10 protein-coding genes are annotated in these 12,231 nt (G+C 72.9%); 6 read left to right on the forward strand and 4 right to left on the reverse strand.

Going from position 1 to position 12,231, the window contains the following annotated elements:
- Nucleotides 1-116: 116 nt before the first annotated feature.
- Nucleotides 117-1,070, reverse strand: a complete 954-nt coding sequence (locus ACIPK3_RS20125) for a DUF389 domain-containing protein (RefSeq protein WP_402571421.1) — start codon at nt 1,068-1,070, stop codon at nt 117-119.
- A 31-nt stretch (nt 1,071-1,101) separates the two neighbouring features.
- Complete coding sequence (coaA, locus tag ACIPK3_RS20130; protein WP_402571852.1) at nt 1,102-2,070, reverse strand: type I pantothenate kinase; 969 nt, start codon at nt 2,068-2,070, stop codon at nt 1,102-1,104.
- Nucleotides 2,071-2,312: 242 nt separating this feature from the next.
- Between coaA and glmS the strand changes: the two genes are divergently transcribed.
- A complete protein-coding gene (gene glmS, locus ACIPK3_RS20135) occupies nt 2,313-4,160 on the forward strand; it encodes a glutamine--fructose-6-phosphate transaminase (isomerizing) (protein WP_402571423.1) in 1,848 nt (615 codons plus the stop codon).
- A 28-nt stretch (nt 4,161-4,188) separates the two neighbouring features.
- Here the strand turns inward: glmS and ACIPK3_RS20140 are convergent, their stop codons facing one another.
- The gene (locus ACIPK3_RS20140) at nt 4,189-5,937 is read right to left on the reverse strand and encodes a M16 family metallopeptidase (protein ID WP_402571425.1); all 1,749 of its coding nucleotides are present in this window, start codon (nt 5,935-5,937) and stop codon (nt 4,189-4,191) included.
- Nucleotides 5,934-6,911: a hypothetical protein gene (locus ACIPK3_RS20145; protein WP_402571427.1), complete on the reverse strand. Its 978-nt coding sequence runs from the start codon at nt 6,909-6,911 to the stop codon at nt 5,934-5,936. Before ACIPK3_RS20145 ends, ACIPK3_RS20140 begins: the two co-directional genes overlap by 4 nt.
- 154 nt (nt 6,912-7,065) lie before the next feature.
- Here ACIPK3_RS20145 and ACIPK3_RS20150 point away from each other — a divergent pair, with 154 nt between their 5' ends.
- From ACIPK3_RS20150 to tsaE, 5 genes are all read left to right on the forward strand, one after another.
- A complete protein-coding gene (locus ACIPK3_RS20150) occupies nt 7,066-7,437 on the forward strand; it encodes a holo-ACP synthase (RefSeq protein WP_402571428.1) in 372 nt (123 codons plus the stop codon).
- A gap of 72 nt (nt 7,438-7,509) precedes the next feature.
- Nucleotides 7,510-8,946 carry an NAD(P)H-hydrate dehydratase gene (locus ACIPK3_RS20155; RefSeq protein ID WP_402571430.1) on the forward strand — a complete coding sequence of 479 codons (1,437 nt, stop codon included), beginning with the start codon at nt 7,510-7,512 and terminating at the stop codon, nt 8,944-8,946.
- Nucleotides 8,947-9,081: 135 nt separating this feature from the next.
- Nucleotides 9,082-10,323: an alanine racemase gene (alr, locus tag ACIPK3_RS20160; protein ID WP_402571432.1), complete on the forward strand. Its 1,242-nt coding sequence runs from the start codon at nt 9,082-9,084 to the stop codon at nt 10,321-10,323.
- 165 nt (nt 10,324-10,488) lie between these two features.
- The gene (locus tag ACIPK3_RS20165) at nt 10,489-11,745 is read left to right on the forward strand and encodes an alpha/beta fold hydrolase (protein WP_402571433.1); all 1,257 of its coding nucleotides are present in this window, start codon (nt 10,489-10,491) and stop codon (nt 11,743-11,745) included.
- Nucleotides 11,711-12,223, forward strand: coding sequence for a tRNA (adenosine(37)-N6)-threonylcarbamoyltransferase complex ATPase subunit type 1 TsaE (gene tsaE, locus ACIPK3_RS20170; protein ID WP_402571434.1), 513 nt, complete (start codon nt 11,711-11,713; stop codon nt 12,221-12,223). Before ACIPK3_RS20165 ends, tsaE begins: the two co-directional genes overlap by 35 nt.
- The last annotated feature ends 8 nt before the right edge of the window (nt 12,224-12,231 follow it).

Here is a 12,231-nt window from a genome sequence, read left to right on the forward strand (position 1 = left end):
GTGTGTTCCTAGACAGCTCCACCACATCGGAGGTCTTCGCCATGTTCAAGACCCACCAGTGTCAACAACGCTCGTGATCAATACACCTAGGGCGCTCGACATGGCCGGGGCGGCCCTTACGACACCGCCCCGGCTTTGCGCGCGGTGCGCTCGCGCTGCGCCGCCCAGAGCCATTTCTGGGTGAGCAGGGTGAGCGTCCCGGCCAGGACGATGCCCAGCAGGTTCAGCAGGAGCTGTTCGGTCGACCCCCATGCCTGCCGGTACTCGGTGAGTGCGCAGGCCACGGCCGCGTTCGCCGCCGCCGGCACCGTGGTCACCGAGATCGCCACGCCGACCAGGGCGCCCGACTTCGCCGAGGTGAGCGACAGGGTGCCGGCGATGCCCGCGAGGACGGCGACGACGAACGAGAAGGCGTCCGGCTGGTAGATGAAGCCGGTGTTGGGCCGGTCGGCCTCCAGTTGCTCCCGGGTGAACAGGCCGACGGCGTCCATGAAGCAGGTGAAGCCGACCGTCAGCAGCAACGCCACGGCGAAGCCCACCAGCAGCGCGTACAGCGAGCGCAGGGCGAGCCGCGGGGCGCGCTGGACCAGGGCGGTGCTCAGGCCCGCGAGCGGTCCGAACTCCGGTCCCACCGCCATCGCCCCGACGATCAGGATCGCGTTGTCGAGCGCCACACCGCAGGCCGCGATCATCGTGGCGATGGTGAGGAAGGCGACGTAGGTGACCGACAGCGTCGACTCCTCGTGCGTCGCGTCCTCCAGGTGCTCCCACAGCACGGCGTCCGAGCCCTCGCCGGGCGCCTCCTTCTCGGCCCTGGCGGCCTGCCTGGACAGCGACAGGTCGATGGTCTCGACGGCGATCGAGCCCTGCTCGTCCAGGCCCGTCGCCCGCAGGTCGGCGAGGAGTCCGTCGCCCGCCTCGCGCGCCACGTCGCACATGACGACGTCCCCCGCCGGGTCGCGGGCGGCACCGGGCAGGACCACGAGGTGCGTGGTGCCGACCGTCCCCTCGATGATCCGCACGACGCCGTCGGTGAGACCGGCCGGGGTGATCAGACGCAGATGCAGCATGGCGCCTTTCTAACAAACAAGCATGCACGCGTCACAGCTTGCGCAGCCGCAGTCGCTGCACCTTGTGGTCGGCGCCCTTGCGGACGACCAGGGCGGCGCGGCCGCGGGTGGGAGCGATGTTCTCCACCAGGTTCGGCTTGTTGATCGTCCGCCACAGCATGCGGGCGTAGTCGACGGCCTCCTCCTCGGACACCTGCGTGTACTTGCGGAAGTACGAGTCCGGGTCCTGGAAGGCCGTCTGGCGCAGCTTCCTGAACCGGTTCAGGTACCAGGTCTCGATGTCCTCGAGGCTCGCGTCGACGTAGACGCTGAAGTCGAAGTAGTCGGCGAGACCGACACGGGTCCGGCCGTCGCTGCCGGGCAGGGCGGGCTGGAGGACGTTCAGGCCCTCCACGATCAGGATGTCGGGGCGGCGCACGGTGAGCTTCTGGCCCGGCACGATGTCGTAGATCAGGTGCGAGTAGACGGGTGCCGTGACCTCGTCCTTGCCCGCCTTGATGTCGGCGACGAAGCGGGTCAGGGCGCGCCGGTCGTACGACTCGGGGAAACCCTTCCGCGACATCAGGCCGCGCGTCTCCAGCTCCTTGGTGGGCAGCAGGAAGCCGTCCGTGGTCACCAGCTCGACCCGCGGATGCTCGGGCCAGCGGGACAGCAGGGCCTGGAGCAGGCGGGCCACGGTCGACTTGCCGACCGCCACCGACCCGGCCACCCCTATGACGAACGGGGTACCGGACTGCGAGCCCTTCTCACCGAGGAAGGTGTTCAGCGCTCCGCGCAGTCCGTCGGTGGCGCCGACGTAGAGATTGAGCAGGCGGGACAGCGGCAGGTAGATGTCGCGCACCTCGTCGAGGTCGATGACATCGCCCAGACCGCGCAGCTTCTCGACCTCCTCGGCGGTGAGCGGCAGCGGCGTCTTGTCGCGCAGCGCGCTCCACTCGGAGCGGGTGAGGTCGACGTAGGGAGTCGCCTCCGGGCGTGGCCGGTGGGCGCTCCGGGGCATCGAGGAGACCGGAGAGATCACAGTCCATTGTTAACGGAGTTTGAACGGGACGGCGGGGTGGGGTCGGTCACGCCCCGGTCCGGCTCCGGTTCGCCCCGGTTCGGACTCCGGTGGGCATCGACGGACGCTCGTGGCCACGGTCGGTCAGGGCTGGCCGTAAGTGATCGTACGACAGTGGGAATTTCCGATTTCGGGCACGCGGCGGCTGCTTTCGCCTCCGGCCCGGCCCTAGGCTGCCGGTCATGTGCGGAATCGTGGGATACGTGGGATCGCAGTCGGCACTCGACGTCGTGATGGCGGGACTGAAGCGCCTGGAGTACCGGGGCTACGACTCGGGGGGCATCGCCGTACTGTCGGACGGGGGGCTCGCCGCCGCCAAGAAGGCCGGGAAGCTCGTCAACCTGGAGAAGGAACTCGTCGAGCGTCCGCTGCCCAGCGGCACGACCGGCATCGGACACACCCGCTGGGCCACACACGGCGGCCCGACCGACGCGAACGCTCACCCGCACCTCGACAACGCGGGCCGGGTCGCCGTCGTGCACAACGGGATCATCGAGAACTTCGCGCTGCTGCGGGCCGAGCTGGCCGAGCGCGGGCACGACCTGGCCTCCGAGACCGACACCGAGGTGGTCGCCCACCTGCTCGCCGAGGAGTTCTCCGTGGCCGCCGACCTCGCCGAGGCGATGCGGCTGGTGTGCCGGCGGCTGGAGGGCGCGTTCACGCTGGTCGCGGTGCACGCCGACGACCCGGACGTGGTGGTCGGCGCGCGCCGCAACTCCCCGCTGGTGGTCGGCGTCGGAGAGGGCGAGGCCTTCCTCGCCTCCGACGTCTCCGCGTTCATCGAGCACACCAGGTCGGCCATGGAACTGGGCCAGGACCAGGTGGTGGAGCTGCGCCGGGACGGCGTGACCGTCACCGGCTTCGACGGCCGCCCCGCCGAGGTGCGCTCCTTCCGCATCGACTGGGACGCGTCGGCGGCGGAGAAGGGCGGCTACGACTACTTCATGCTCAAGGAGATCGCCGAGCAGCCCAAGGCGGTCGCCGACACCCTGCTGGGCCGGATCGACGCGGAAGGCTCGCTGACCCTGGACGAGGTCCGCATCAGCGCCGCCGAACTGCGCGAGGTGGACAAGGTCGTGATCGTCGCGTGCGGTACGGCCTTCCACGCCGGGCTGATCGCCAAGTACGCCATCGAGCACTGGACCCGCATCCCCTGCGAGGTCGAGCTGGCCAGCGAGTTCCGCTACCGGGACCCCATCCTCGACTCGCGCAGCCTGGTCATCGCCATCTCGCAGTCCGGCGAGACCATGGACACCCTGATGGCGCTCAGGCACGCCCGCGAGCAGGGGTCCAGGGTGCTCGCGATCTGCAACACCAACGGCTCCACCATTCCGCGCGAGTCCGACGCGGTGCTGTACACGCACGCCGGTCCCGAGGTCGCGGTCGCCTCCACCAAGGCCTTCCTGACCCAGCTCGTCGCCTGCTACCTGGTCGCGCTCTACCTCGGACAGGTCCGGGGCACCAAGTGGGGCGACGAGATCGGCGCCGTCATCCGGGACCTGTCGCACATCTCCGGCGAGGTCGAGCGGGTCCTGGAGACCATGGAGCCGGTACGGGCGCTGGCCAGGTCCCTCGCGGACAAGCGGACCGTGCTCTTCCTGGGCCGGCACGTGGGCTACCCGGTGGCGCTGGAGGGCGCGCTCAAGCTGAAGGAGCTGGCCTACATGCACGCCGAGGGCTTCGCGGCGGGCGAGCTGAAGCACGGCCCGATCGCGCTGATCGAGGAGGACCTCCCGGTGGTGGTGGTCGTCCCGTCCCCGCGCGGCCGCTCGGTCCTGCACGACAAGATCGTCTCCAACATCCAGGAGATCCGGGCCAGGGGCGCGCGCACGATCGTGATCGCGGAGGAGGGCGACGAGGCGGTGGTGCCCTACGCCGACCACCTGATCCGCATCCCGGCCACCCCCACGCTGCTTCAGCCGCTGGTCGCCACGGTGCCCCTCCAGGTGTTCGCCTGCGAACTGGCGACGGCCCGGGGCAACGAGGTGGACCAGCCGCGGAACCTGGCGAAGTCGGTGACCGTGGAGTAGCCGCCGCGGCGGCGGGCGCCGCCCGGACTCAGAGGCGCCCGCCCTTCACCCAACGGCGGTACACCTGCCGGGTGAGGGCGATCATCACGGCGACGGGGAGGATCGCGCGGCGCAGATAGAGCGACGCCGGGTGGCCGGGGCCGGACGCGTCGAGGGCGGCGTACAGGACGCCCAGGCCGAAGATCGCCTCCGCCGCCACCAGGAGCAGGAACCAGACGGGCAGGTCCCGGAGGGTCGGCGGCTGTGCCGGGGGCGTGGCCGCCTCCTGGATCCGCGGTGCGGGCACCTCGCGCTCGCGCGGCCGTGGGATCCGGTCCGGGGCACGGGCGGGCAGCGGGACGACGGCCGCGGCGGGGACGGCGGCGTCCAGCACCGCGATCCGGTCGGGTGTGACGTCCCGGTACAGGGTCGGCTCGACGGCCACGTGGAAGCCGTCGGGACCGGTCAGCTCGCGTGCCCCGTCGGGGCGGGTGGTCATGGCGACGCAGGTGTCGTACCGGACGGTGACCGGCCCGCCGGGCAGCAACCGGCTCACGCCCTCGGCGCCTATGACCAGCGCGCTGTCGTCGCTCTCCAGGGAGGCGTGCCGGGTACCGGTGACCTCGTGGGAGGAGTACTGCGGGGCCGGTGCGAAACCCGCCCAGTCGGCGCCCCGGGTGGGCACCTGGAGCAGCCCGTTGTCCCACGCCTCGCGGGCGGTCTCGCGCAGGTCCGTGAGCGTGACCGCCGCCAGCTCCTTCCGGTGCTGCTCGGGGGAGAGGATCCGGTGGCCGAGCAGCAGGCCGAGCGCGTACGACGGCAGCAGGGCGGCGCCCAGGTCGGGGGTGTCGTAGCGCTTGAGCATCCGGCCGCGCGCGGAGTCCAGTTCGGCCTGCTCGATGCGGCCCGCGCGCATCCGCGCGAGTGTGTCGACGAAGGCGCCGACCACCGCGTCCTGTTTCTGCGGCAGCGCGTCGGCGTACGCGGTCAGGGTGGCGAAGTCGGCGTCGCGGGGGGTGTAGTCGGCCTCCGCCGTGTACGAGTAGCCGCCCTCCTGGCGCAGGTCCTGGAACAGGGCGCGGCCCAGGACGTCGGTGAACAAGGCGGCCGCGGTGGAGCGGCGCAGCACGGCGTCGAAGACCACGTGGCCGTCCTCGCCCCGGATGTGGGCGGGGGTGAGGGGCAGTGCGTCGGACGCGACCGGCGCCGGGATGCGGCTGCCGGCGGGCAGGGTGAGGTCCAGGCCGTCCGGCACCCGGTCGCCGGTGAGCCACAGCATGGCGTTCTCCGCGGTGAAGCGGGACTCGGCCCAGTGCCTCACCTGTTCGGCGGTCAGGCCCCAGGTGCCGAGTTCGCCGAGACCGGCCAGGCCGTAGTCGCGGGCTCCGTAACGCCACACCGCCATGTGGTGGTTGGGCCCCCTGGAACGGCCCGCGGCCTCCGTGCGGAGTATCTCCTTCTCCGTCTCCAGACGGTTCAGCGGCAGATCGCGCAGGGCCGCGCAGACTCCGTTGAGGTAGGAGACGACCTCGTGCTCCTCACCGGTGACGTGGAAGAGCGTGTACGTGTTCGCCGTGACACCGTTGTGGTGCGCGTCGGACAGGCCCAGCCGGTGCAGCGCGAGGTGCTCGACGAGATGGGTGATGCCGGAGGTGGCCAGGGTCTCGTCGGCACGGCCCACGCGGAAGAGCAGACCGGCGGTGCGGGCGCCCGGCGCGGGGGCGTGCAGGACGGGTACGCCTTGCACGGTGGTGTGGTCGACCAGGCCGTCGAGAGGGGTGGTGTGGTACGTGGTCATCGGTCCGTCTCTCCCCCAGACGTCGCGAGCGCGGCCGTGCGGTAGGCCGCGAACCGGCTCGGCCAGTCGCCCACGTAGCGCCACGAGGACGTGCCGGCCGTGTTGCCCAGGGCGGCGAAGTGGGGGGCTGCGTCCCTGAGATGCCCGCCGAGCGAGAACGCCAGCGCGAAGGTGCCGTGGCCGATGAGTTGCTGCCGGCCCGGCCGGTGGTCCGGGTGCAGCGCGGACACCCGGGCGGCCTGCCGCAGGCTGTTGCGGACCGAGACGTCGCGCAGGTACTCCGTGCCCGCGACGCCGGACAGCTCCAGCCAGTGTTCGACGTGCGCCTCGGCGACCAGGGTCCCGGCGGGCGAGCCGTCCGGCCCGGCGGCCATGCGTTCCCCGGCGAAGCGGTGCATCTCCTCCAGCGACCCGCCCCACTTGGGGCAGAGCTGCTGGAGGAACTGCAACTGCGCGCGGAAGGGGTGCTGATGACGGGCCGCCGACCGGTCGTAGCGGCGCCGGGCCTCGGACTGCCCCAGTCCGAGGCCGCGCGCGGTCAGCAGCCGGGCGGTCCAGGCGGGGACGTACGCGGGTTGCTCCGCGCACACCTCGATCAGCAGCTGCTCGGCCCTGCGCAGCCAGGAATGGAACTGGTCGAACTGATCCCGTGACACGTACTCGGCGTGCGCGCCGCCGCGGATCGTCCAGCCGACGCGGATGTACCGCTCGGCGAGCAGCGTCCGCGGCAGCGGATCGTCGGGCAGGGCCCGCGCGGCCGTCTCCAGGTACTCCTCGGCTCCGGTGACCCCGGCCAGGGCGTCGGCGGCGAAGGAGACGTCGTCGGCGGAGTCGAGGCCGCCGAGGAAGTCCCGGGTGGCCGCCCAGTCACCGGCCTCGGCCGCGGCGCGCATCGGGGCCAGTTCGGGCAGCGCCTCGGACGGATCGGTCACCGGCGCCGCCGGCTTAATGGCACCGCTCTCGCGGTCGCTCATGCTGCTGATCCCCCGGAATGCGCGAATGTGATCGACGAGTGCATGAATCAGCACGGATGTGAGCCGTGAGTGTGCGTCACGTGATCGAGCCTCGGCAGGCTAGCAGGGAGTCGTGACACGAGGAGATGCGCCGGGTGGGTCGTAAAGTGCGCGGGTGAGCATCATCGGGGTTGGTATCGACGTCGCCGAGATCGACCGGTTCCGGGCGGCCCTGGACCGTACGCCCAATCTGTCCGGCCGGCTGTTCGTGGACGGCGAGTTGTATCTGCCCGGCGGCGAACGCCGGGGAATCGCCTCGCTCGCGGCACGGTTCGCGGCCAAGGAGGCGCTGGCCAAGGCGCTTGGCGCGCCGGCCGGGCTGCTCTGGACGGACGTGGAGGTCTACGTCGAGGACAGCGGACAACCGCGGCTGCGGGTGCGGGGCACCGTGGCGGCACGCGCCGCCGAGCTGGGCGTGCGGTCGTGGCACGTGTCCCTGAGCCATGACGCGGGAGTTGCCTCGGCGGTGGTGATCGCCGAGGGGTGACCGGACCCTGCGGGCGCCGCGCGGGCGTGGGCCGGGTGCGGGCCGGGGGGCTTTCGGGGGAGACTCGACCGCATGCGGACTGCGTACAGCGTGGAGACGGTACGGGCGGCCGAGCGCGAGCTGATGGCCCGGCTTCCGGAGGGCGCGCTGATGCAGCGCGCCGCCGCCGGACTGGCCGCCGCCTGCGCCGACCTGCTCGGGCGGGTCTACGGCAGCCGGATCGTGCTGCTCGTCGGCAGCGGCGACAACGGGGGGGACGCGCTGTACGCCGGGGCCCGGCTCGCGCGGCGCGGCGCCGGGGTGACGGCCGTACTGCTCGCCCCCGGCCGCACCCACCCCGGCGGGCTCGCCGCCCTGCGCGCGGCGGGCGGTACGGCGGCCGAGGCGTCGTCCGGGGCGGCCGTGCGGCTCGTCGAGCGGGCCGACCTCGTCGTGGACGGCATCGTCGGGATCGGCGGAAAGGGCGGGCTGCGGCCGGAGGCGGCCGCGCTGGCCGACGCCGCCGGGCGGTCGCGGGCCGTCGTCGTCGCCGTGGACCTGCCCAGCGGGATCGAGGCGGACACCGGCGAGGTACGGGGCGACGTACTGCGGGCCGACCTCACCGTGACGTTCGGCGCCCACAAGCCCGGGCTGCTCATCGACCCGGCGCGCGGGTACGCCGGAACCGTACGGCTCGTCGGCATCGGACTCGAACTGCCCGCCGTACCCGAACTGGAGGCCCTCCAGCACGCGGACGTGGCCCGCATGCTGCCGTTGCCGGCGGCAGAGAGCGACAAGTACCGGCGCGGAGTGGTCGGCATCGCCGCCGGATCCGCGCGGTATCCCGGCGCCGCCGTACTCGCCGTCGCCGGGGCGCTGCACGGCGGGGCGGGGGCCGTCCGGTACGTCGGACCGGCGGCCGACGCGGTGATCTCCCGTTTTCCCGAGACGCTGGTCTCCGACCGGGGGCCCGCCCGGGCGGGGCGCGTACAGGCCTGGGTCACCGGGCCGGGCGCCGGGGACGATGCGGCCGCCGTCGCCCAGGTGCTGGAGACGGACGTACCCGTGCTGGTCGACGCCGACGGGCTGCGCCTCGCCGACCGCGACGCGGTACGACGGCGCACCGCACCGACCCTCATGACCCCGCACGCAGGTGAGGCCGCGGCCCTGCTCGGCGTCGCCCGCGAGGAGGTCGAGGCCGGCCGGCTGGCAGCGGTCCGTGAACTCTCCTCCCGGTACCGTGCCACCGTGCTCCTGAAGGGATCGACCACCCTGGTCGCCGACCCGGCGGGCGGCGCCGTGCGGGTGAACGCGACGGGCACCCCGTGGCTGGCCACGGCGGGAAGCGGCGACGTGCTGTCCGGCCTCGCGGGCTCGCTGCTGGCAGCCGGACTGCCCGCACTGGACGCGGGGAGCGTCGCGGCGTATCTGCACGGCCTGGCGGGACGCTACGCGGCGGACGGCGCGCCGGTCGCGGCACACGAGTTGGCGGAGGCGATCCCGGAGGCATGGCGCGACGTACGGGAGTGACGGCCGGAGCGTGCGCGGGGTGCGGTGAAAGGTGAGCTGAAGTGAGCACGGACGCCACTCCGGTGGCCCACCCGCGTGGACTCGTGGGGCCTGCGACCCGGGCGCGTGAGGGGGCTCTGAGACACTGGGGGCGCCATGAGTAAGACAGCACCTGCCCCGACCGCGCCCCTGCGCGCCCGCGCCGAGATCGACCTGGCCGCCCTGCGGGCCAACGTGCGCGCCCTGCGTGCCCTCGCGCCGGATGCGGCCCTGATGGCCGTGGTGAAGTCCGACGCGTACGGCCACGGCGCGGTGCCGTGTGCCCGGGCGGCCGTCGAGGCGGGGGCCACCTGGGTCGGTACGGCCACGCCCGAGGAGGCGCTCGCGCTGCGCGCCGACGCCGGGCTGCCGTCGGACGTGCGGGTCATGTGCTGGCTGTGGACCCCGGGCGGCCCCTGGCGGGAGGCCGTCGAGGCCGACGTGGACGTGTCGGTCAGCGCGATGTGGGCTCTCCGGGAGGCCGTCGACGGAGCCCGCGCGGCCGGCCGTCCCGCGCGCGTGCAGCTCAAGGCCGACACGGGGCTCGGGCGGGGCGGCTGCCAGCCCGGCGCCGACTGGGCCGAGCTGGTCGGCGCCGCACTGGACGCCGAGCGGGCCGGGCTCGTCCGGGTCACCGGGCTGTGGTCCCACTTCGCCTGTGCCGACGAACCAGGGCACCCCTCCATCGCCGCCCAGATCGCCCTGTTCCGGGAGATGCTGGCGTACGCCGAGGAGCGCGGCGTACGCCCCGAGGTGCGGCACATCGCGAACTCGCCCGCCACCCTCACCCTCCCCGAGGCCCACTTCGACCTCGTGCGGACCGGCATCGCCCTGTACGGCGTCTCGCCCAGCCCGGAGCTCGGCACCCCCGGCGACTTCGGCCTGCGCCCGGTGATGACGCTGTCGGCGTCCCTCGCCCTGGTGAAGCACGTGCCGGGGGGTCACGGCGTCAGTTACGGGCATCACTACGTCACCGCGGGGGAGACGACCCTCGGCCTGGTGCCCGTCGGCTACGCGGACGGCATCCCACGGCACGCCTCCGGGACCGGCCCGGTCCTGGTCGGCGGCAAGTGGCGCACGGTCGCGGGACGGGTCGCGATGGACCAGTTCGTGGTCGACCTCGGCGGGGACGAACTCGAGGTCGGCGCCGAGGCGGTGCTGTTCGGGCCCGGCGACCGCGGGGAACCCACCGCCGAGGACTGGGCCCAGGCCTCGGGCACGATCGCGTACGAAATCGTCACCCGGATCGGAACACGCGTCCCGCGCGTCTATGTGAACGGGGATCAGGACGAGCGGGACCAGCAGAACGAGCAGAACCAGCAGGACGAGCAGGGCCGGCGGCACGGGCAACACGGGTGACCCGCGCGGGCGGCCGCCACCGGGCGACACATGGGATACATCTGTAAACACCGGGCACCCGCGCCTCGGTGGCACCAGCACCACCGGCACCACCGGCACCACCGGCACCACCAACGAACTGCGGTACGGCGAACCACGGCGAACCACAGCGAAGAGGAGCGGTACGTGAGCGAGAGCAGTGCGGAGACCGTCGCGGACGTCGCCGCTGTGGCCGCCGTGTCCGCCGCCGCGGCGGCCGGGAGCTGGCGCAGGGTGACCGGTGTCGCGGGCACCGCGATAGGCGTGCTCGCCGCGGGCGCGGCCGCCGGTGTCGCGATCGAGCGGATGACGGTGGGCCGCGGCATGCGCCGCAGGGCCCGGCTGGCCCTGGACTCGACCGGGCCGTACGGCGCGCTGCGCGGCACCCCCGGCAAGGCGTACGCCGATGACGGCACCGAGCTGTACTACGAGGTCGACGACGTCGAGCCCGAGGGCGGCCCGGCGCCCCGGCGGCGCAGGCTGTTCGGCCGCAAGGCGCCCGCGCCGGTCACCGTGGTGTTCAGCCACGGCTACTGCCTCAGCCAGGACTCCTGGCACTTCCAACGGGCGGCGCTGCGCGGTGTGGTGCGGACCGTGCACTGGGACCAGCGCAGCCACGGCCGTTCCGGGCGGGGCGTCTCCCAGAACCGGGACGGCGGCGGTGTGCCGGTCACCATCGACCAGCTCGGCCAGGACCTGAAGGCGGTCATCGACGCGGCCGTACCGGAGGGGCCCATCGCGCTCGTCGGCCACTCCATGGGCGGCATGACGGTGATGGCGCTGGCCGCGCAGTATCCCGAGCTGATCCGGGACCGGGTCGTCGCCACGGCTCTCGTCGGTACCTCGTCCGGGCGGCTCGGCGAGGTCAACTTCGGGCTGCCCCTCGCGGGTGTGAACGCGGTGCGCCGGGTGCTGCCCGGGGTGCTGAAGGCGCTCGGCCAGCAGGCGGCGCTGGTGGAGAAGGGGCGGCGGGCCACCGCGGACCTGTTCGCCGGGGTCATCAAGAAGTACTCGTTCGCGACGCGGGACGTGGACCCGGCGGTCGAGCGGTTCGCGGAACGGATGATCGAGTCCACCCCGATCGACGTGGTCGCCGAGTTCTACCCGGCCTTCTCCGACCACGACAAGACCGAGGCCCTGGCCTACTTCACCGACATGCCCGTCCTGGTGCTGGCCGGGGTCCAGGACCTGGTCACGCCGAGCGAGCACAGCGAGGTCATCGCGGATGTGCTGCCCGACGCGGAGCTGGTCCTCGTACCGGACGCCGGTCACCTGGTGATGCTGGAGCACCCGGAAGCGGTGACCGACCGGCTCGCGGACCTGCTCACCCGCGCGGGTGCCGTTCCCGCAGGAGCTACGGTAAGTGGCTATGGAAGCACCAGCAGCGCCGCACGACCCGGCTGACACCCAACTGATCGTCAAGGCTCCCGAGCAGATGCGGGAGCTGGGCCGCCGCCTGGCCGGGCTGCTGCGGCCGGGCGACCTCGTGATGCTCAGCGGCGAACTCGGCGCGGGCAAGACGACGCTCACCCGCGGGCTCGGCGAGGGGCTCGGGGTGCGGGGCGCGGTCACCTCGCCGACCTTCGTGATCGCCCGGGTGCACCCGTCCCTGGGCGACGGCCCGCCGCTCGTGCATGTGGACGCCTACCGGCTGTCCGGCGGTCTGGACGAGATGGAGGACCTGGACCTCGACGTCTCGCTGTCCGACTCGGTGATCGTGGTGGAGTGGGGCGAGGGCAAGGTCGAGGAACTGACCGACGACCGCCTCCAGGTGACGATCCACCGCGCGGTCGGCGACACCACCGACGAGGTACGGCATGTGACCCTCACCGGCCTCGGGCCGCGGTGGGCGGACGTGGACCTCGCGGGGCTCTCCGTCTGAGCGCGAAC

This window comes from Streptomyces sp. NPDC086787 (assembly GCF_044745865.1).
Lineage (GTDB): Bacteria > Actinomycetota > Actinomycetes > Streptomycetales > Streptomycetaceae > Streptomyces.

Coding starts and splice junctions, on each gene's coding strand:
- ACIPK3_RS20125 (WP_402571421.1), bottom strand. CDS start 1,070: ATGCTGCATCTGCGTCTGATCACCCCGGCCGGTCTCACCGACGGCGTC.
- ACIPK3_RS20140 (WP_402571425.1), bottom strand. CDS start 5,937: ATGACCACGTACCACACCACCCCTCTCGACGGCCTGGTCGACCACACC.
- ACIPK3_RS20145 (WP_402571427.1), bottom strand. CDS start 6,911: ATGAGCGACCGCGAGAGCGGTGCCATTAAGCCGGCGGCGCCGGTGACC.
- glmS (WP_402571423.1), top strand. CDS start 2,313: ATGTGCGGAATCGTGGGATACGTGGGATCGCAGTCGGCACTCGACGTC.
- coaA (WP_402571852.1), bottom strand. CDS start 2,070: ATGCCCCGGAGCGCCCACCGGCCACGCCCGGAGGCGACTCCCTACGTC.
- tsaE (WP_402571434.1), top strand. CDS start 11,711: ATGGAAGCACCAGCAGCGCCGCACGACCCGGCTGACACCCAACTGATC.
- alr (WP_402571432.1), top strand. CDS start 9,082: ATGAGTAAGACAGCACCTGCCCCGACCGCGCCCCTGCGCGCCCGCGCC.
- ACIPK3_RS20155 (WP_402571430.1), top strand. CDS start 7,510: ATGCGGACTGCGTACAGCGTGGAGACGGTACGGGCGGCCGAGCGCGAG.